17 protein-coding genes and 1 pseudogene are annotated in these 19,170 nt (G+C 58.5%); 8 read left to right on the forward strand and 10 right to left on the reverse strand.

Annotation, left to right across the window (positions count from 1 at the left end):
- Positions 1-318: 318 nt before the first annotated feature.
- From AGR2A_RS24880 to AGR2A_RS24895, 4 genes are all read right to left on the reverse strand, one after another.
- The gene (locus AGR2A_RS24880) at positions 319-1,158 is read right to left on the reverse strand and encodes a sugar phosphate isomerase/epimerase family protein (RefSeq protein ID WP_072492732.1); all 840 of its coding nucleotides are present in this window, start codon (positions 1,156-1,158) and stop codon (positions 319-321) included.
- A 261-nt stretch (positions 1,159-1,419) separates the two neighbouring features.
- A complete protein-coding gene (locus AGR2A_RS24885; protein ID WP_052821144.1) occupies positions 1,420-2,208 on the reverse strand; it encodes an amino acid ABC transporter ATP-binding protein in 789 nt (262 codons plus the stop codon).
- Positions 2,208-3,131 carry an amino acid ABC transporter permease gene (locus AGR2A_RS24890; protein ID WP_072492733.1) on the reverse strand — a complete coding sequence of 308 codons (924 nt, stop codon included), beginning with the start codon at positions 3,129-3,131 and terminating at the stop codon, positions 2,208-2,210. Before AGR2A_RS24890 ends, AGR2A_RS24885 begins: the two co-directional genes overlap by 1 nt.
- A gap of 90 nt (positions 3,132-3,221) precedes the next feature.
- Complete coding sequence (locus AGR2A_RS24895) at positions 3,222-4,067, reverse strand: ABC transporter substrate-binding protein (RefSeq protein ID WP_072492734.1); 846 nt, start codon at positions 4,065-4,067, stop codon at positions 3,222-3,224.
- A gap of 260 nt (positions 4,068-4,327) precedes the next feature.
- On the opposite strand from AGR2A_RS24895, the gene AGR2A_RS24900 reads away from it, so the two are divergent.
- Entirely contained in the window at positions 4,328-5,416 is a 1,089-nt protein-coding gene (locus AGR2A_RS24900) for a LacI family DNA-binding transcriptional regulator (RefSeq protein ID WP_072492735.1), read from the forward strand.
- A gap of 45 nt (positions 5,417-5,461) precedes the next feature.
- Here AGR2A_RS24900 and AGR2A_RS24905 read toward each other — a convergent pair whose 3' ends face one another.
- Genes AGR2A_RS24905 through AGR2A_RS24915 form a run of 3 tightly spaced genes read right to left on the reverse strand, consistent with a single transcriptional unit; the run spans position 5,462 to position 8,147 of the window.
- Positions 5,462-6,412 (reverse strand): ornithine cyclodeaminase, encoded by a 951-nt coding sequence (locus tag AGR2A_RS24905; protein ID WP_052821140.1) that lies wholly within the window; start codon positions 6,410-6,412, stop codon positions 5,462-5,464.
- Between the two features lie 10 nt (positions 6,413-6,422).
- Positions 6,423-7,133 (reverse strand): UTRA domain-containing protein, encoded by a 711-nt coding sequence (locus AGR2A_RS24910; RefSeq protein WP_080823495.1) that lies wholly within the window; start codon positions 7,131-7,133, stop codon positions 6,423-6,425.
- Between the two features lie 12 nt (positions 7,134-7,145).
- Positions 7,146-8,147 (reverse strand): SIS domain-containing protein, encoded by a 1,002-nt coding sequence (locus AGR2A_RS24915; protein ID WP_072492737.1) that lies wholly within the window; start codon positions 8,145-8,147, stop codon positions 7,146-7,148.
- 130 nt (positions 8,148-8,277) lie between these two features.
- Between AGR2A_RS24915 and AGR2A_RS24920 the strand changes: the two genes are divergently transcribed.
- From AGR2A_RS24920 to AGR2A_RS24945, 6 genes are all read left to right on the forward strand, one after another.
- Positions 8,278-9,165 carry a PfkB family carbohydrate kinase gene (locus AGR2A_RS24920; protein ID WP_072492828.1) on the forward strand — a complete coding sequence of 296 codons (888 nt, stop codon included), beginning with the start codon at positions 8,278-8,280 and terminating at the stop codon, positions 9,163-9,165.
- Positions 9,166-9,282: 117 nt separating this feature from the next.
- Positions 9,283-10,287: a TRAP transporter substrate-binding protein DctP gene (dctP, locus tag AGR2A_RS24925; protein ID WP_052821137.1), complete on the forward strand. Its 1,005-nt coding sequence runs from the start codon at positions 9,283-9,285 to the stop codon at positions 10,285-10,287.
- Between the two features lie 79 nt (positions 10,288-10,366).
- Positions 10,367-10,834 carry a TRAP transporter small permease gene (locus AGR2A_RS24930; RefSeq protein WP_072492829.1) on the forward strand — a complete coding sequence of 156 codons (468 nt, stop codon included), beginning with the start codon at positions 10,367-10,369 and terminating at the stop codon, positions 10,832-10,834.
- On the forward strand, positions 10,831-12,105 hold the full coding sequence (locus AGR2A_RS24935; protein WP_072492738.1) for a TRAP transporter large permease: 1,275 nt from the start codon (positions 10,831-10,833) through the stop codon (positions 12,103-12,105). The genes AGR2A_RS24930 and AGR2A_RS24935 overlap by 4 nt, the downstream gene beginning before the upstream one ends.
- 81 nt (positions 12,106-12,186) lie before the next feature.
- Complete coding sequence (locus AGR2A_RS24940) at positions 12,187-13,725, forward strand: IS3 family transposase (protein ID WP_080823496.1); 1,539 nt, start codon at positions 12,187-12,189, stop codon at positions 13,723-13,725.
- 165 nt (positions 13,726-13,890) lie between these two features.
- Positions 13,891-14,259, forward strand: a complete 369-nt coding sequence (locus AGR2A_RS24945) for a winged helix-turn-helix transcriptional regulator (RefSeq protein WP_072492739.1) — start codon at positions 13,891-13,893, stop codon at positions 14,257-14,259.
- A 231-nt stretch (positions 14,260-14,490) separates the two neighbouring features.
- On the opposite strand, the gene AGR2A_RS24950 is transcribed toward AGR2A_RS24945, so the two are convergent.
- A complete protein-coding gene (locus AGR2A_RS24950; RefSeq protein ID WP_072492740.1) occupies positions 14,491-15,741 on the reverse strand; it encodes an ATP-binding protein in 1,251 nt (416 codons plus the stop codon).
- Positions 15,742-16,357: 616 nt separating this feature from the next.
- Here AGR2A_RS24950 and AGR2A_RS24960 point away from each other — a divergent pair.
- Positions 16,358-17,524 carry an IS110 family transposase gene (locus AGR2A_RS24960; RefSeq protein WP_072528851.1) on the forward strand — a complete coding sequence of 389 codons (1,167 nt, stop codon included), beginning with the start codon at positions 16,358-16,360 and terminating at the stop codon, positions 17,522-17,524.
- Positions 17,525-17,656: 132 nt separating this feature from the next.
- Here the strand turns inward: AGR2A_RS24960 and istB are convergent.
- Together istB and AGR2A_RS24970 are read right to left on the reverse strand one after the other, a co-directional pair.
- Positions 17,657-18,561, reverse strand: a pseudogene (gene istB / locus AGR2A_RS24965) (IS21-like element helper ATPase IstB).
- A partial coding sequence (locus AGR2A_RS24970) for a Mu transposase domain-containing protein (RefSeq protein ID WP_427832666.1) occupies positions 18,561-19,170 on the reverse strand: 610 nt, incomplete at its 5' end. The pseudogene istB and the gene AGR2A_RS24970, both read right to left, overlap by 1 nt.

A 19,170-nucleotide genomic window follows, 5' to 3' on the forward strand; every position in this document is an offset into this window, starting at 1 on the left:
GAGTATTTTCTTCCCAACATCATTTGCCTGATTGAAGCGGTGCTCCTCACCGCCGATGACGAAGGCCAACGCCATCAACAATCGAGGCGGAAAACATCTTCAAATTATATCAACAAGCCTGATCATGGGGCCGACTTCACAACCAAAACTACTCCGGTTTGACGGACGTTGCCGGCAAGGTAGCTGTGCGCGTAGGACAAGCGTAACTGCCGAACATTCACGTCTTGCATTACGTATAGACATTCAAATGTCGTAGCAGATATCAGGAGCTGGTGCTTGAGTGACGGGTTTTTTGTTTGTCTACAGCCGAATAGCCGCCTATGCAGACCTGAGCGCCTTGCGCATGGCTTCGACGCATTGCTTTAGCGGCGGGGTGGGGTCGACGTTATATTTCCAGTTGGTCAGTTCCACCGTCAGAGACCCGTCATAGTTCTCTTTCCGCAGAAAGGTGACCAGCTTGTCAAGGTCGATGACGCCATCACCCCAAGCAAGGTGGCTGCCACCAGCATCGGAATCGGTAAAGTGCACATGCGCAACGCGACCGGCGAGATGGGTGAAGTAATCCTCAGGCGTCTCATGCGTCATTATCGCGCCGGCAACGTCGTATACCGCGTGAAGCGAGGAGTTCCCGAGCTTGTCCATCAGTTCCCGGATTTCCCGCGCCGAGCGAATGATATTTGCGAATGAATCCGGCAGCGACTCCATCCAGAGATCGATGCCGAGTTTCTGCGCGCGGTCGCAAAGAATGCCCATGGAATCGATGCAGCGTTCCAGTGCCTGCTCCACGGGTTCGTCGCGATAGCCACCGCCTGCCGTTACCAGAAGGGCTGGTGCCCCGCATTCGATGGCAAATTCCATCGATTCCAGAAAATAGCGCACGGAGCGGTCGCGCAACTCCGGTTCCTTCGCAGAGATGTTGATCGGATAGATGCATTGCTCCGGCGTGAAAGCGACGATGTCGAGACCCATTCCACGGACTTTCCGCCCCAGCGCCCGCGCATCGGCCAGCGTTTTATCGCCGATATAGAAATGCGGCGCGGCGGCCCAAAGTTCGATGCGCGAGACCCCGGCATCACAGACATCGGCCAGAAACCTGTCCAGCGTGTGCCGCACGTAGTGGAAATTCATTACACTTATGCTGCGCTCATCAAGTGCCATTATCTATTCTCCATATGCCTATGCGACGGTTCGTCGTTCACAAGAATGTCGCTATTTACTTCGCGCTTCGGTGTGCCGCGTCGTTGCGGATTGAGATGTCTAAAAACTGAATTCGGTCGCGGGCCTTACCCGTCCCCGCATCGAGCGGCGCATGAGGCTGAGACAGTCGATCATGTCAAACGGTCGAGCCCGCAACACTGCAGCCGCGACATCCTGCTGGAAGTGCCCGCGCCATAATCGTCGCGGACGCGTTCCGGCGCTTTACGCAGCAGCCAGAACCCGCGCCAGAAACGCCTGGGTGCGCTCGTGCTGCGGGCGCGTCAGCACATCTGCCGGCCGGCCTTGCTCCACGATCACTCCCCCATCCATGAAGATCAGGTGGTCAGCAACATCTCGCGCAAAACCCATTTCATGGGTGACGACGACCATGGTCATGCCGTCGTCCGCAAGCTGGCGCATGACAGCGAGAACCTCGCCGACAAGCTCTGGATCGAGTGCCGAGGTCGGCTCATCGAACAGCATGACGTCCGGCTTCATTGCCAGAGAGCGGGCAATGGCCGCGCGCTGCTGCTGCCCGCCGGAGAGTTGGGCGGGATAGTAGGCCGCCCGCTCCTTCATGCCGACGCGATCCAGAAGCACCATCGCCTCCTCCACCGCCGCACCACGGGACATACGCTTGACCAGAACCGGAGCCTCAATCACATTTTCAAGCACGGTCTTGTGCGGGAAGAGGTGAAAGCCCTGAAACACCATGCCCATACGTTGTCGTTGACGGGCAAGCTCGTTGAAGCTCATCTCATAGAGCTTGTCGCCTTTCCAGCGCACACCGACGGGTTCCCCGTTCAGGAAGATCGCGCCGCCCGTAGGCCTCTCGAGATAGTTCAGGCAGCGCAGCAGCGTACTCTTGCCGGAGCCTGACGGGCCGACGATGCAGGTTACGTCGCCACGCATGACCGCTACATCAATCCCGCTTAACACCTCATGTGTGCCGAAACTCTTGCGCAGCTTCTCGACCTTCAGCAGAGGCTCGACGCTAGTCTGGTCCTTCATCACAAAGCCTCCTGCTGACGTTTGAACAGGCGAGCGGGCAAAAGCCCGCCTGCTTTCTTCGCACCTGCACGGTGTTCGGACTTCAAGCGGTGCTCGACGGCATGCTCGATAACCGTCAACACTGTCGTCAGGACGAGATACCAGATGGTCGCGACCAACAGCAGCGGCACAGTCTGATAGGTGCGTGCATAGACCATCTGGGCGGAATAAAGCAGGTCGGGCAATGCCAGCACGGAGACGAGCGACGTGAATTTCAGCATCGAGATCGTATCGTTGCCGATGGGCGGAATAACGATGCGCAGCGCTTGCGGCAGCACGATGCGGCGAAGCGTCTGACCACGCGTCATGCCTAGCGTTGCGGCAGCTTCCGTCTGGCCCGCGTTCACGGCCTGTATGCCGGCACGGATCATTTCGGCGGCATAGGCGCTTTCGGTAAAGGCGAGGCCCATGATGGCCGCACTGAACGGCGTGATGAGCTGGTTGGTGTTCCAGGAGACAAGCTTCGGCCCGTCGAAAGGAATGCCGATCGAAATCTCCGGCAAAAGCAGCGCCAGATTGTACCAGAAGATCATCTGAACCAACGGCGGCACACCGCGGAAGAACCAGATCCAGCCCCAGCTCACGGCTTGAAAGACGCGGCTGGTCGACAGGCGCATGATGGCAAGAACGATGCCGATCCCAAGACCGAGCACCATGGCAAGGACCGTCAGCAGCAACGTCATGCCGAGACCGGAAAGGATCGCAGGGTTGAACATATATTTGGCGACCACGCCCCACTGCATGTTCTTGTTGGTGACGAGCACCTGCAGGAACACTATGGCAAGAATGGTCAGAGCCACGCCGCCGATCCAGTGGCCTATTTTAGGCACCGCGATGGGCTTCAAGTCGTGGATCGAGGGACGCTCCGGCGATTTTTCAGACATCTTTATTCCTTGCTGCCGATCCTGAGCTGTCTGCTTCGGCCCGGATGACAATCCGGGCCGGGATACGCTTTTGCAGCCGGTGAAACTGCGTCAGAGATCAACCGGGTTTTCTTCCGTGATCAGCAGCGCCTTGCTCAGCATGCCACTGTCGTTCAGACCCCACTTGGCCATGATCTTCTCGTAAGTACCGTCGTCGATCATCGATTGGATCGCGTCCGTCAGGACCTGGCCGAGCGGATCGCCCTTGCGCACGCCGATGCAGCTGTTGACAGGAGACAGAACCAGTTCCGAAACCTTCAGATCGCCGGTCTGCGTCGCCATGTAGCTGAGCTTGACCGAGCCGCCGACGGTGGCTTCGGCGCGATTGGAACGAACGGCAAGTTCAGCCTGCGCCTGCGTGGCGTGCATCTGCATGACGATCGGCTTGTCCTTGCATTCATTGGCGTTGAGCTTTTCAAGGAGCCCGATATCCCAGGAACCGTTCAGAACCGCTATCGTCAGACCGCAGGCATCGGAGGCGGACTTGACGGCGAGCTTGCTGTTTGCCGGGTAAGCGAACGAGGTGCCGATCCGCCGCTGGGAAACGAAATCAAGCGTCTTCAGCCGCTCGGCGGTTGTGCCGAAGGAGGAGAAGCCGGCGTCGAAACGCTTTGACTGAAGCCCCGGAATGATGGCATCGAAGCTTGTACCCTCGAAAGTGAAGGGAACGCCGAGACGTACTTCCATCTCCTTGGCGAGGTCCACGCTCCAGCCCTTGAGCTGGCCATCGGCATCAAGATACTCATCGGGCGCCCAGTCGTTGAAGACCGCAGCCTTGATACCATTATCCTTGTATTCCTGCGGCAGTGCATCGCGCAGAGCGGGAATGACGTCCGCGAATGTGCTCACCGCCGTCAATGCGCTCAGGACACACCCGGCCAGAATGGATTTGAACATGACAGCCTCCTTGTTATGCGAAACCCGGCGGGTCCGCGATTGCGTTCTCCGGTTCCCCTTGCAATCATTTAGAGAACGTTCTCACATATGAGGCACGGCGACTATCCATCCGTCAAGCGTCATCTTTCAGATGACCGGCTTTATGGAGCGTTGAAAACCACTGTCGATCTGCTAAAGCCAAAAAACAGCTACCGTTTTCTTCCGACCAGACATGATTAGATTCTCATTCCGGCAGACCAAAATATGAGAGGAATTGCCAGTTGGCTCCTAAAAGCAAGGCGACGATCACCGATGTCGCACGTGCAGCAGGTGTTTCCACGGCGACCGCGGGGCGCGTGCTGGGCGGTTACGGCTACACCAGTGACGACAAGAAAGAACAGGTCCTCAAGGTCGCCCAGAAGCTGGGCTATCGGCCCAATGCGCTGGCGCGCAGCCTCATTACCGGCAAGACCCGAACTATCGGCGTCGTGGCCGGCGATATTCAGAACCCGTTCTACGCTTCGGTTCTGCGCGGTATTTCCAACGTCGTGGAAGCCAACGGTTTCGGGCTGCTGATCACCAATAGCGACGAGTCGCAATCCAAGGAGGTTCACTCGGTGGAGCTTCTGGCGCAGAAGCAGGTGGATGGGTTGATCGTCACCCCCAGCGACACGCGCAAGGCGCGGCACCTGCACAATCTGCGGGGCATGGGCGTGCCGCTCGTTCTGATCGATCGTGCTGTCGCCGGTCTGATGGTGGACCGGGTGGCGACCGACAATATCGCCGCTGCCGAACAGGCCGTGCGCTATCTGATTGCCGCCGGTCACCGGCGGATCGGCATTGTTGCGGAACTCGTCGATCAGGAGAGCGACGGACTGGACGGGTTTCTGGCGCGCGCTGTCGCGGGAGATCCGATCGAAAGCGAAACGCTTTATCCAAGTTGGCAGCGCCTTCTTGGTTATATCCGTGCGCACCGGATTGAAGGCTTGCCAGTGGACCCACGCCTGACGATACGGGCGGGAGGCTATTCTGCCAGCGCCGCTCAGGCTGCGCTCCCCCGGCTGATGAAAGTCCCGGACCCGCCGACGGCTCTGTTCACGACGGACGGCACTATGTCCGAGGGCGCCATGCGAGGGCTCTCCGAGTTGAAGCTTTCAATTCCAGAGGACCTCTCGATCATCTGCTTCGACGATCTTGACTGGATGAGCTTTCATCGCCCCGGCATCACCACCATTGCACAGCCGCGCCTCGCCATGGGCGAGGCCGCTGCACGGATGCTGCTGGAGCGCATTCACGGCGAGGATTATCCACCACGCACGGTGCTTATGCCCGCCGAGTTGATTGAACGCGGCTCTGTCGCACCATTGTGATCGCCGCCACCATGGCAACGACCTCCCGGTGAGGCCCCACCCACATCATGGAGCAGTTGCGTTGTGCGTCGCCATAAGTGCCGCGACGGTGAATAGATCGAGATGGGCACCGCCGACGTTCTTGTAGATGGTGATCTCGTCTTCGGAGATCCGGCCCGGATGCCTTGCCTGCGCCAGATCGAACATATCGGCCGTGACAGCATCCCAGCCGAGGATGCCGGATGCGACCGGCTGCGCCAGATCGCCGGCACCTTCCATGCCGCGCCGGGTGTCGACGAAAATCGTTCCGCGCTGCATGGCTTCGTCGTCGGCTTCCCGAAGCGTCGTCATGTATGCCCCGATCAGGTCGAGATGCGCGCCGGGCCGCAACAAGGCACCCTTGACCAGCGGGGTATCCGACATCGTGACGCACGAAATGATATCGGCTTCGCTGACCGCCTGATCGAGATCAGTTGCCACCGCGGCATTCAGCCCATCGGCCTTCAGCCCCGCCACCACCGCCTCGGCGCGTGCCGGGGTGCGGTTCCACACCAGAATACGATCGACCGACGGACGCGCCGCCGAATGGGCGTGGGCGACGTGAGGGGCAAGGGCACCTGCTCCGACCACGAGCAATGTCCGGGCGTCATGGCGGGCCAGGAGACTAGACCCGAGTGCGGAATCACCGGCCGTCTTGCGGGCTGTCATGGCCGCCCCGTCGGCCACCATACGCGGCGCGCCTGTCGCACCGTCAAATGCGGCGACGAGGCCCTGCACTGAAGGCTGCGGAGGTTGAAGTTCGGCATTGCCGGGAAAGACACCGACCATTTTCACGCCGATCAGACCTCCGGGAATCCAGCCCGGCAATGTGACGAACTGGTTGCCGCTGCCACGCGGGTCGGATTGCAGCACGACATCGGAGGCAGGCATTTCGCCCAAGTGAGCGATGCGAAGCGCTTCGATCAGCAGGGGCCAGGCAAGGGTAGCGTGAACGGCATCGGCATCGAAAACGAGCATTAGGAAACTTTCAGCTTCTCATCGTGAATGTCACGAGGTGGCAAGGTGTCACAAGTCTCGAGAAGGAAATCGGCCGGTCACCGGCATCGAAAACGGTCTTCTCGATCCGGTAGACGGGTTGCGAGGATGGAATGGCGAGGATCTGCGCTTCCTCGCGGGTGGCGAAACCGACATCGAACTGTCGCTCGGCGCCGGCTGGCTGGATGTGCATGCGCTCGCGCAGCGTAGTGAAGAAGGAACCGCCGTCGCGAACCGGCTGGATAACGCCTTCCAGTCGTTCGGCATCGAACCACAGCGTCTCCAGCGTCATGGGACGGCCATCCACTTCGAGCACGCGCTCGAAGCGGGCAAGCCGCGCCGCCGCAAGGCGTCCGCCAGCGGCGGCGGCATTGTCGTCTATCCCGAAAGACAGAATGCTATGGCTGCTCCTGCGGCCAAGGCCGCTCATCGTTTCCGTGAAGCCGGAAAGGGTCACCAGCGTCTGGCGAACCTTGCGCGGTGCGACGAGCGTGCCTCTGCCTTGTTGCCGAACGAGGTGTCCCTCGGCACAAAGCTCCGAGATCGCGCGGCGGAGCGTGACACGGCTGACACCATGCGCCGCGCAAAGTTCAGGCTCGGCGGGCAGGAACCCGCCTTCGCCAAGAACGCCGGATTCGATATCCGCCAGAATTGCACGTCGCACCCGCTCATAGAGCGGTATCAGCTGTTCATGCTCGCCCATCAGCCATCCGTGTCAGTAGGAGATCTTCTTCATGTAGCGTCGCGCTTCCAGCATTTCGTGCTTGCGCAGTTCGGCGATCTTGTAAGCGAAACGCCAAAGGGTGTCGAAGAAAATGAGCGGGACGACATTGCCACGGAATTGCGGATCGATACCGTCGAGATCGAGCTTATCAGCATCGAGAACAAGAATCTTCTCCGCCGAGCCGAAGCGGTGGAGGAAGGTGTCCGCCCGGTCTTCAAGCGCACGGGTGCTGTCCAGCCCCTTCATGAGAATAAAGGCGCGGTCCTTGTCGAGCACCTCGAACGGACCATGGAAGAACTCGTTCGCATGGATCGCCTGGCTGTTGATCCACTGCATTTCCATCAGCACGCAGATGGAGAAGGAATAGGCTGCGCCGTAGCTGGCGCCGCTGGCGACGGTGTAGACGACGTTCTCTTTGGCAAAACGCGGGGCGTAATCATCGAAAAGCGGCGCGAAGACGAGCTGTGCCTTGTCGATTGCGACCTGAAGCGCGGCGAGGCTTTTGATCAACGGCTCAGTCAGGTTTTCGCCGCCGGTGAGCGCGACGACGCCCATGACAAGCTGGTAGATGCGGGAATAGTTGCTGTTAACGGCATCGATCGGAACGCCGGTCGTGTAGGGGGCCTCGAAGCCGACGACATGATCGCAAGCATTTGCGAGCGGCGAACCCGGCTCGACCGTCAGGCCGATCGTGGTTGCACCCTTTGCACGGGCGAATTCGGCGGCGGCCGTCGTTTCCTTCGTCGTGCCGGTCATCGAGCACAGGATAACCAGCGAGCCGGGACCGAGCAGTTTTGGTGCGCGGGCAACGAATTCGGCAGCGTTATAGACATCCGAAGCAATCGCCGCATGCTGATCCAGCAGGAATTTTGCAGGATGCATGATGGAAAGCGAACCGCCGCAGGCAACGAAGAAGACGTGGTGGATTGCGCTCGCGTCAAGGGCACCAAGGGCTGCAAGCACCCCTTTGTCGAAAGTGGATGGCAAGGTCATTTTAAAGCCTTTCTCGATATGACGTTATAATACGTATTATTTTTTTGCCGGGACGTGTCAAGCGCAATTGACAGGCTTGAAACAATTGTGCGAACGTTCTCTTAAATGAGCAAGAGGGATGGGAACGAGCATGACAAACGAACCATTCGTTCTGGCGTTCGGCGACAACGTCGTCGATTGCTACAGTGACGAAAAGGTCATGTATCCGGGTGGAAACTGCGTCAATCTCGCAGCGTTTGCCCGTCGTGCCGGTGCACGCTCCGCCTATGCCGGAGCCGTTGCCGACGACGCAGCCGGACGTGCGATCCGCGATGCGCTGGCCAGAGAAGGGGTTGACGTTTCACGCCTCCGCTTTCTGCCGGGCGCGACCGCCTATTGCGTGATTGAGCTTCAGGATGGCGACCGTGTGTTCGCAGGGGCCAATCTCGGTGTTTCGATTATCGCGCCCGAGACGGCCGATCTTGAGTTCGCCCGCCAGGTCGACGCGCTGCATACCGGCCGTTCGAGCCATATCGATGCGTGGATACCGTTGATCGCCGGGCTGACGCGCGTTTCCTACGATTTTGCGACGATCCGTGACAGGGCTCACATCGCACCGCTGGCGAAGCATTGCTTTCTTGCCGCCTTTTCCGGTGGTGATCTCGGGCGCGACGATGCCCTCGCGCTTGCTGAATTCACCCGTGATGCTGGCGCGCAATGGGTTCTAGTGACGCTCGGCGACCGTGGTGCGTTACTGCTCGGTGCCTGCGGGCTGAGCGTTGTACCCGCTGCCATTGTCGCGCCGGTCGATACGCTCGGAGCAGGCGATAGCTTCATTGCGCGCACGCTGGTCGGACTTCTGCGCGCGGAAGCGCCGGAGGAAGCCCTCGCCGCTGCCGCGCAGACGGCTGCCCTCACCTGCCTCGCCAAGGGCGGCTTCGGCCATGAAAGTCCCATGGACGTCGATATTTCGACCGCCATGACAATTGATGAAATCTATCGCACGACGAAACCGGCCCCCAGTCCGGTGGATGCCTGAAACGTGCGCTGGAACGCCATGCCCAGGGAAGGGCCTGGCGTCATGCCTGCCAGCGCAAGACCTGCACTGGTTCGAGATACAATGACAACAACAAACCCTGATCAGAGGAGGGGCAACATGACCACTTTGAAGACGACGCGCCGCGGTGCAATCGCTGGCGGACTGTTCCTTGCATCGGCTCTCCTGTCGGCCCCGGCCGTCGCCGAGAACGTGACGATACGCATCGCGACCGTCAACGCGCCGACCAGCGAATCCTACAAGGGTGCGATGGCCGCTGCCGAACGCGTCAAGACGCGGACCGAAGGCCGTGTCTCGTTCCAGGGCTTCCCCTCGGGCCAGCTTGGCAGCACGACCGACTCCATCGAGCAGGCGAGCCAGGGTCAACCCGTCATGACCTTCACCTCCGCCTCGTTCCTGTCGACGTTCGGCGTGCCGGAGCTTTCCGTCGTTGAAGGCCCCTTCATGGTTTCCAGCACGGATGAAGCCGAAAACATTGCGTTTTCCCCACTGATGCAGGGCTTCTACGACCGTCTTGCGAAGGACGCAGGCATTCGCCCTGTGGCGCTGAACTGGTTTGACGGTCCGCGCCATATGATCGGCGACAAGGGCTATCCGGCGCCGACGGACCTCAAGGGCGTCAAGATGCGTGTTCCCCCCGTCGAAAGCTGGCTGAAGACCTTCCAGCCTCTCGGCGTCGTCGCCACCACTGTCGAAGCGGGCGAAGTCTATTCGGCGCTTTCCCAGGGTGTTGTCACGGCTGCAGAAAGCCCGCTGACCGGCCTTCGTGCCTCGGGCTGGCAGGAAGTCGTCAAGCACATCACGCTGACCGGTCACTTCAATCTCTTCACCGGATGGGTGATGAGCGAGGCGGTTTACGCGAAGCTGAGCGACGGCGACCGCGCCATTCTGATGGAAGAGTTCAAAACCGGCGGTCAGGACCTGACGAAGCTGTCGGCCAAGCTCGAAGGCGAAATCCGCACGGCGTTCGAAGCACAGGGCGTGACCTTCCACACCGCCGACATCGAGGCCTATCGCAAGGCCACGGCCGGATACTATACGAGCTTCCCGAAGTGGCCTGCGGGTCTCTTCGAACAGGTTCGCGCGGCGGCGGTGGCCAAGTAAAGGGCCGGTTGGTAATCTGAAGGAAGGGCGGAGGCGCTTGCACGCCTTCGCCGCCAACCACGGATTTTGGGAGCGTTCAATGCGTAGTCTGATCCGCCTTTTCGGCGTCGCGCTTCCGGCGGTGACGACCGGAGCGATCGTCCTCGTGGTTTTTGCGGATGTCATCGCCCGCAATTTCTTTCAAGCCCCCATTCCCTGGGCACACGATCTCGCGGTCGTGATGATGGCGGTCACGGTCTGGTTCGGTCTTGCGGGCGCCTGCATGTCCGACCAGATGTTCGGCATCGCCACCGTCGTGGAGCGGTTGCCGCCGCGCTTGCAGATGGCCGCAATGATTGCCGCCGATCTGTTGACGGTCCTGATCGCCGCCGCCGTTGTGCGGGCCGCCTGTGCGCAGATGTCCACCGCCCGCTTCACCACGTTTCTGGCGCTCGGTTGGCCGAAATGGATCATCGCGGCCTTCATTGCCGCCGGCATGATCATGATCATCATCGTGCGCCTTTTTGATATCGTTGCCCGCCTGCGTGGGGAGAAGAATTTCCAATGACCCTGACCGCTATCGCCTTCGTCGTTCTGCTGCTGCTCGGGCTGCCGGTCGGTTTCGTCATGCTCGGCGCCTCGATGATCTACTTTGTCCAGAACCCGATGATGGCGAGCATCGTCGCACAGCGCATGGGTTCGGCGCTCGAATCCTTCCCGCTTTTGGCCGTGCCGTTGTTCGTGGTCGCGGGCTGCGCCATGGCGCGCGGCGGCATTGCCGATCGGCTTTACGGCTTTGCCGAAACGCTCGTCGGTCACTGGAAGGGCGGGCTGGCGCAGATCGCTGTGGTGAACTCGCTGTTTATGGGTGCCATGTCCGGTTCCGCCAATGCGGATGCCGCCATCGATGCGCGAACCATCGTGCCGGTGATGCGTCAGCACGGCTATACCAACGCATATGGTTCGGTGGTCAGTGCCGCATCGGCCCTGATCGCGCCGATCATGCCGCCATCCATCGCATTGATCGTTTATGGTCTCCTGACCGATACCTCGATAGGACGCCTGTTCATGGGTGGCGTCATTCCGGCCTTCTTCATCGCCGCCGCGTTGATGCTGACCGTGCGCTGGTGCGCACGCCGCCATGGGCATACGCAGGCGAGAACGGAACGTGCAAGACCGCGTGAAATCTGGACCAAGGGTCATGCAGCACTCTGGGCGCTGGCCATGCCGGTTCTCTTGCTGTTTGGTCTGAGGACCGGCTTTTTCACGCCGACGGAACTCGGTGCATTCGCCGCGCTCTACGCATTTTTCGTCGGCGCCGTCATCTACAAGGGCCTGTCCTTTTCGGACAGCTACGACCTGCTTCGTGAATCGGCGCTAACGACGGCGGGCGTCATGTTCATCGTCGCTTCCGCCTCGGTCTTCTCGCTGATCCTCAGCCTGGAACAACTGCCGCAGATGCTGGTGTCGCAACTGCTCGGCATTTCGGAAAACAAATATGTCGTTCTGATCGTCATCAACATCGCGCTGCTTGTTCTCGGTACGATTTTCGAGGGATTGGCGATCATCATCATCCTGGGCCCGTTTCTGCTCGATGTGGCGACCAGTCTCGGCATCGACCCCGTTCATCTCGGCGTCGTGCTGGTCTTCAACACGGCCATCGGCTCGGTCACGCCGCCCATCGGCACGGTGATGTTCACGGTCTGCTCAATCACCAAATGCTCCATCGAGGATTTCTCAAAGGAATTCCTGCCGTTTCTCGCAGTCCTTGTCGGTCTTCTGCTGCTCTTCACGCTGGTGCCGCCAATCATCACATTCCTGCCAAACGTGCTGATGTAAAGTGGTGTGCGGCCAGCTACATGTCGGACGTGCTCAAGGGGGGGGTGCGGACGAAAACTTGGACCACCAAGGAGGTAGTTCATGTATTCCTACGCAGACAGACTTCGAGCGGTTGAGCTCTATATCCGGCTTGGCAAGCGGCTTAACGCGACCATTCGCCAGCTGGGATATCCCACCAAGAATGCGCTGAGGGGCTGGTACCGCGAGTACCTACAGCATCTCGACCTGCGTACTCAGCCGGTAGCGCGAGCGCCAAAATATTCACAGGCTCAGAGGCAGGCGGCACTTGAGCACTTTCGCACCCATGATCGTTGCATCTCTGCGACGATGAGGGCGCTCGGCTATCCCGGTCGAGGAACTCTAACCGCATGGGTTCGTGAGGCGTTTCCGGAGGCGCGGACATCGATGGTCGGTCGATTGTGGCACCCTGGCTATTCCGAAGAGGTCCGGCAAGCGGGGGTCATCGGATTATGCAGTGGAGATGAAAGCGCTCAACAGGTGGCTGACCGACTGGGCGTCTCAAGGCCGACATTGTACAGCTGGAAAGATCAGCTACTCGGTCACGAGGCCCCCTCATCCATGAAACGCCGCAAATCCAACCCCAAGGTGCCTGAACGTGAAGAGCTCGAGCGCCAACTTGAAGCCCTCCAGCGTGATGTCCGCCAGTTACAACTCGAGCATGATCTCCTGAAGAAGGCAAACGAACTCCTAAAAAAAGACCTGGGCGTCGATCTGCAGATCCTGAGTAATCGGGAGAAGACCCAGCTGATTGACGCCCTTAAGGAAGTTTATCGCTTGCCAGAGCTGCTTGCCCAGCTTCGAATTGCCCGCAGCTCCTACTTCTACCATCGCGCTCGCATGTGCCTGGCAGACATGTATGCCGCCGTCCGCCACAGCCTAGCTGAGATCTTTGAAACGAACCGTCGTTGCTACGGTTATCGACGACTGCAGGCGTCGCTGGCCAGACAAAGCGTGGTAATCTCGGAAAAGGTTGTCCAGCGATTGATGAAGCAGGAGCAATTGGTCGTTGCCAAGCCGCGTCGACGGCGGTTTGGATCCTATCTGGGAGAGATCAGTCCAGCGCCCGAGAACCTGATCAATCGCGACTTTCATGCAAAAGCGCCGAACGTGAAGTGGCTGACAGATATTACTGAGTTCCAGATCCCAGCTGGCAAAGTTTACCTTTCGCCCATCATCGACTGCTTTGACGGCATGGTCATCAGCTGGTCCATCGGAACCCAACCAGATGCGGGTCTCGTCAACACAATGCTGGATGCAGCCATCGGAACCGTCGCCAACGGCGAGGAACGGCCAATCATCCATTCTGATCGCGGAGCCCACTATCGATGGCCCGGTTGGTTAACCCGTATCAGCGAAGCAAAACTGGTTCGTTCCATGTCCCGCAAGGGTTGCTCGCAAGACAACGCCGCGTGCGAAGGGTTCTTCGGTCGGTTGAAAACCGAGCTCTTCTATCCACGAGATTGGAAGGTCATCACGATCGAGCAGTTCGTGGCAGAGGTGGACGCCTACATCCGATGGTACAATGAAACGCGCATCAAAATATCACTGGGATCACTCAGCCCGGTCGAATATCGTAAGAGCCTCGGCCTGAGTATTTAAAACAGTCCAAGTTTTTATCCGCACCCCCACCGGCTCACTTCTGCGCGGAAACCAACAGGGTGGGCATTGAAGCCTCCTTGTTGCTGGAGGCCGTATAGGTATACATATTAAACTTGGACGCAATTACGCACCTGAAAGCTACCAGGTAGCTTGGAGTATCCTACAATGGCCGACTTCACACAGGAAGATCTCGAACTCAATCGAGTCGTGCTTGAAGAAATTACAACCAAGTGGTCGCTGCTGGTTCTGGGTCACCTGTGTGGTGGCGCCATGCGCTTCAATGCTTTACGACGAGCAAATGAAGGGATCATTCAAAAGGCGCTGACCCAGTGTCTGCGAAGGCTGGAGGCCAACGGGTTCATCAAACGCACCGTTGTCAGCACCGCACCTGTCGCGGTCGTTTATGAAGTCTCGACCCTTGGCCGTTCCCTCGAGCCGCATCTGCGCGCCATTTTGAAGTGGACGCAAGAGCACCGAGAAGAAGTCATGGCCGCTCAACGGGCATTTTCTCTCACCGCCGGCGGCAAGGCGTAGGCTTCGTGGGGAATCAATGCCCACTTTCCGGCGGTCCACTCTAGAAGCTTTAAGTCCGCTTCCCACCCCACTTGGGCAGAAGCACCGATCAAAGAAGAAGATCTGCTTTCGATATTCGGCAAGGCCTTGTAAAGGGCTAAAATGAAAGCGCGAAACGGTCGTTACGCACGAGCCGCATATCGCTAGGCCTATTCGCCTTGAAGGGAATCGAACTTAAATCCTGCCCTTACTTTAATCGCCCCAGAGACAAGATAGTGGTATCGCCGCAAGATTATCACCAAATGGCAGGATCTTGTCGCCGTCGTACAGCACCCAGCCTGCCTTAAAGGTGCGTCCGGTGGCCACGGCTACTTTGCGTAAGCCTTTGAAATCTGCTGCGGTCACCGTTGCCGCGGCCTTGACTTCAAGTCCAACCATATTGCCAGCTTCGTCTTCGAGAAGGATATCTACTTCGTCCTGATCCTTATCCCGATAGTGGTGGCAGGCTGATTGGACTTCGCTCCAGGTCGAAAGCCGGAGGATTTCGCCAGCGACAAACGTTTCCAGCAATGAACCAAATAGTCCTCGGTCACTTGAAATTCGATCGATCGTCATTCCGACAAACGAAGCTAAGAGCCCGCTATCGAGAAACAGGAGCTTTGGTGTCTTAACAAGACGCTTCAAAGGGTTTCGAAACCAGGGCTCGATGCGACGAACTAGGAACAGCTGTTCGAAGAGTCCGATATATCGCCGGGCGGTCTTGTCATCGATGCCGACCTGGCCGGCCAATTGGGTGAAATTGAGCAACTGTCCCGAATGATGCGCGAGCGCCCGCAGAAGCTGCGGCATTTGGTCCAGTCGTTCGACGTCGGCAATTTCGCGCACATCTCGTTCAACGATGGCTCGTATGTATTCTCTAGCCCATGCGGATCGACGGCGGGGATCGCCACGACCGACCATCTCAGGATATCCGCCGATGAGCACTCGCTCCATCAGGTCGTTTCCGACCGTTGGATTGCGAGGCGCTATGACCGTTCCGGCAAAAGCGGAATCGAGGAAGTTCGACTGGTTGCGTCGAATTTCGGACTGAGCTAGGGGCAACAAGGTAACGACTTCCATCCGCCCGGCCAAACTATCGGAAATCGTCGGGAGTGCGAGAATGTTTGCTGAGCCGGTTAACAAAAATCGCCCAGGCCGCCGATCGTTGTCTACAGCCTGTTTTATGGCACGCAGCAACTCCGGTGCACGCTGCACCTCGTCTATGATGGCGGTATCAATCTGACGAACGAAGCCGACTGGATCGGTCTTTGCTGATAGTAAGGTCGTTTCGTCATCTAACGTGAAATACGGACGATCTGTCTGGAGCAGGGTTCGAGCCAACGTCGTCTTGCCACACTGCCGCGGTCCGTTCACAAGTACGACTGGCGTATCTTTGAGCGCGACCCTAATTCGCTCGGCTGCGCCTCTCGGATAAAGGAGGTCAGAAGGACTTTCCCCTTTCAATCTATTTTTCCTCCTGATCGCTACCAAATTCTAGGATTGCCGATGCGTTCAGGTCGGAGTTTACATGCGTCCAATTCGGATTGCAACTTCGTCCAATCCGGAACTTACTGCCGTCCGTTTCGGAAACTTGATGGGGACGAGCCAGCTATCGAGAAGAGTGAGCGGAGGCGTGTTGGAGTGATTCAAATCGTATTGCTCTTGAACGGAATCGAACCGCAGGTCCGGCTTTGGCTCACAAACATTTGAAAACACAGGCCCCCGGCCCTATCGTTCATAGCTGCGGCCGTCGCCACACATACTCTACGCGAATGTCGTGAAAGGCTCGGCGAACGAACGACTATGCTGGCACTGAACTGCGACTCATCCGAGCTGTAATCCGGGCTGCAACTGCTCGACTGTCAATCAGCATCGAACATTCACCCCTTTTACTTATCCAATTTTGACCCCCCTGTATGCGATCAGCGCTTGGCCTGCCCGGCGCTGGCCGGGGTTGCAGAGGGTAGGCCAAGTGCGGTTGATGGGTATCTTCGGCTTTAGATCCCATGAGGAGTGAACAGCGGCCGCCGCTCTGGCAGAGTGAGGTTGCATCTAAACACTCGCTCAGGAGGAGCAGTTTATGGAACCTGCATCCATTCAACCGACCGCTGTCCGCATCGATCTTGGCGCAATTTTTGTGTCATTGGAACTGAGCCGATCGGCCTGGTTGATCACTTCGTTGTCGCCAGGCAGCGGCGAGAAGATGTCGAAGCATGTAGTGGCCGGTGGCAATGTAGCCGAGTTGCTGGAACGATTTGAGCAGCTACAGCAGAAGGCGCGATTGAGAACAGGGAAATTATTTCCCATCGTAACGATCCAGGAGGCAGGATTGGACGGCTTCTGGATACACCGCGTGCTGGAGGCTCACGGCATCGAGAGTTACGTCGTCGACGCAGCTTCGATCGCGACTTCCCGTCGACGTCGGCGTGCTAAGACCGACAAGATCGATGGAGAGGCTCTGACGCGCACATTGCTCGCGTTCAAGCGCGGCGAGCCACGCGTATGTGCGATGGTCAGAGCGCCAGATCCGAGTGACGAAGATCGGCGTCGGATTTGCCGGGAACGCAAAGTTTTGATTGCTGAGCGGGTCAGGCATGTCAATCGCGTGAAGGGGCTACTCTTTACTCAAGGCGTCAGCGGCTATCAGCCGCTCCGTAAAGATCGCCGTCAGCGGCTGGAGGAGCTTCAGACTGGAGATGGGCGTGAGTTACCGAAACACTTGAAGGCTCAAATCAATCGGGAACTCGACCGTCTCGAGTTGCTGCTAGAGCAGATCGCTGCAGTGGAGAGCGAGCGTAATTCTCTTCTATCGATGGAGGACCAGCCAGCGGTTGAGGCAACCTCGCCCGCAGCGATGCTGCTGTCCTTGAAGGGTGTTGGCGCTGAATTTGCCGCCGTTCTTTGGACCGAAGCCCTGTCCCGGCATTTTGATAATAGGCGGCAGATTGCCGCCTATGCCGGTTTGACACCAACCCCATGGATGAGCGGGACCATCGACCACGAGCAGGGTGTCTCAAAGGCAGGGAACCCTCGGCTGCGCACTACGATGATCCAACTATCGTGGCTGTGGCTACGCAATCAGCCAGCATCAGCGCTCAGCCGTTGGTTTGTGGATCGGGTTCAGTCGAATGGTGGACGCTTAAAGAAAGCCGCGATAGTTGCCTTGGCGCGCAAACTCCTTATCGCACTGTGGAAATTTGTCACTGCGGGTGTTCTCATCGAGGGGGCTGTCATGAAGACCGCCTGACAACCAAAAAATTGCCGAACACACAATCTTCCAGGACTGATCACTCCTGGCGGATCCAGGTGAGCGAACCGCCTCGAAGTCGGGCTTCAAATGCCGCGCTTTAGATTGGTCCCGTTCTCCTGAGCCTTGCCGCTACGCAAGCGGGATAATGGTGCTGCCGGACAAAACGGCGACCGTATGTGAGTTTGAACCGGTGAAGGAAACGTGCCGCGTCAAGCAAGGTGGCTCAGACCATGGGTTCGATACGAAATCGAAGGGGCACGCTATGAAACGATGATTGATCTTGACGACGAAATCCTCATGTGAGCTTTGAGAGCGGTGCTTGAAGCGCCAAGACTCGTTGCCGGTTTCCACGATCTCGCAATGGTGGGTGAGACGGTCGAGGAGTGCGGTTGTCATCTTCGCATCGCCAAACACCGACGGCCATTCACCGAAAGCAAGGTTTGTCGTGACGATGATAGAGGTGCGCTCGTAGAGCCTGCTGATCAGGTGGAACAGGAGCTGACCTCCGGCCTGTGCAAACGGCAGATAGCCGAGTTCATCGAGGATGATGAAGTCGAGGCGCGTAAGGTAATCGGCCATCCGACCTTGCTTGCCGTTGCGTGTCTCTATTTCCAGCCGGTTAACCAGGTCAACGACATTGTAGAAGCGTCCACGTGTGCTGTTACGGATGAGCGCACGCGCAATTGCAATGGCGAGATGGCTCTTGCCTGTTCCTGTGCCGCCGACAAGGACGACATTGCGCTGGTCGGCGACAAAGGTGCCGGTGGCCAGCTCGCGCACCAAGGATTCATTGATGGGCGTATCTGCAAAATCAAAGTCATCGATGTCTTTCGCCAGCGGCAGCTTGGCGATAGTGAGCTGGTAACGAATGGAGCGTGCCTGCTTCTCAGCGATTTCCGACTGCAGGAGGTCACCGACAAGCGTGGTGGTTCGTACTGCCGCTTGATACCGTTGCCCATGACCTCATCATAAGCGCTGCGCATTCCATAAAGCTTCAATGTGCTCATCAGTTCAAGAACCTGTGTGCGTTCCATCAACTTGCCCTCCTGAGCTTGTCGTAACGGGCGCAGTCGGCGACCGGCTCATGGGCAAGCCGAAGCGCCGCCGGGATTTGCAGGGTTGCCGACGGAGCCGGATCGCGGCTTCGCGCCAGAATGTTGATGATCACCGAGGCCGAGCAGACGCCGTGATCAAGCGCTTCCTGGCAGGCAGCTTCGACGGCGGTAAGACCATCAGCAGGAACGCATCCGAGTATGGTGACCATCTGTCGATCACCGTCGTCGGCGCTCTTCAATCGCTTGCGGACCTTCTCCATCGCGGTTGGCAAGACCCATTCGCGGAACGGAGCGCCGTTACGCAAAGCACCGGGTTTGCGAGCAAGAACAGGAACATAGTGCCAAGGGTCGTAGATGGTGTCGCCACGACCAAAGCTGCGCTGGTGTTCAGCGACCGTCACTCCATCCTGTTTTATGACGACCCGATCAGCGTAAGCGTGAACCTCGACAGGGCGGCCGACGGCTGTCGACAGGACGGAATATTTGTTGTTGTCGAAGCGGACGGTACAGGTCTTCGACACCGAGGCCGGGACGCTGTGGAACCCGTCAAATGGACCAACGTAGCGCACAAGGCTGCCACGCTCGGCC

It is taken from the genome of Agrobacterium genomosp. 2 str. CFBP 5494, assembly GCF_900013495.1.
Classification (GTDB): Bacteria; Pseudomonadota; Alphaproteobacteria; order Rhizobiales; family Rhizobiaceae; genus Agrobacterium; species Agrobacterium pusense.

Coding starts and splice junctions, on each gene's coding strand:
- AGR2A_RS24880 (WP_072492732.1), bottom strand. CDS start 1,158: ATGGCACTTGATGAGCGCAGCATAAGTGTAATGAATTTCCACTACGTG.
- AGR2A_RS24885 (WP_052821144.1), bottom strand. CDS start 2,208: ATGAAGGACCAGACTAGCGTCGAGCCTCTGCTGAAGGTCGAGAAGCTG.
- AGR2A_RS24890 (WP_072492733.1), bottom strand. CDS start 3,131: ATGTCTGAAAAATCGCCGGAGCGTCCCTCGATCCACGACTTGAAGCCC.
- AGR2A_RS24895 (WP_072492734.1), bottom strand. CDS start 4,067: ATGTTCAAATCCATTCTGGCCGGGTGTGTCCTGAGCGCATTGACGGCG.
- AGR2A_RS24905 (WP_052821140.1), bottom strand. CDS start 6,412: ATGCTCGTTTTCGATGCCGATGCCGTTCACGCTACCCTTGCCTGGCCC.
- AGR2A_RS24910 (WP_080823495.1), bottom strand. CDS start 7,133: ATGGGCGAGCATGAACAGCTGATACCGCTCTATGAGCGGGTGCGACGT.
- AGR2A_RS24915 (WP_072492737.1), bottom strand. CDS start 8,147: ATGACCTTGCCATCCACTTTCGACAAAGGGGTGCTTGCAGCCCTTGGT.
- AGR2A_RS24920 (WP_072492828.1), top strand. CDS start 8,278: ATGACAAACGAACCATTCGTTCTGGCGTTCGGCGACAACGTCGTCGAT.
- dctP (WP_052821137.1), top strand. CDS start 9,283: ATGACCACTTTGAAGACGACGCGCCGCGGTGCAATCGCTGGCGGACTG.
- AGR2A_RS24930 (WP_072492829.1), top strand. CDS start 10,367: ATGCGTAGTCTGATCCGCCTTTTCGGCGTCGCGCTTCCGGCGGTGACG.
- AGR2A_RS24935 (WP_072492738.1), top strand. CDS start 10,831: ATGACCCTGACCGCTATCGCCTTCGTCGTTCTGCTGCTGCTCGGGCTG.
- AGR2A_RS24940 (WP_080823496.1), top strand. CDS start 12,187: ATGTATTCCTACGCAGACAGACTTCGAGCGGTTGAGCTCTATATCCGG.
- AGR2A_RS24945 (WP_072492739.1), top strand. CDS start 13,891: ATGGCCGACTTCACACAGGAAGATCTCGAACTCAATCGAGTCGTGCTT.
- AGR2A_RS24960 (WP_072528851.1), top strand. CDS start 16,358: ATGGAACCTGCATCCATTCAACCGACCGCTGTCCGCATCGATCTTGGC.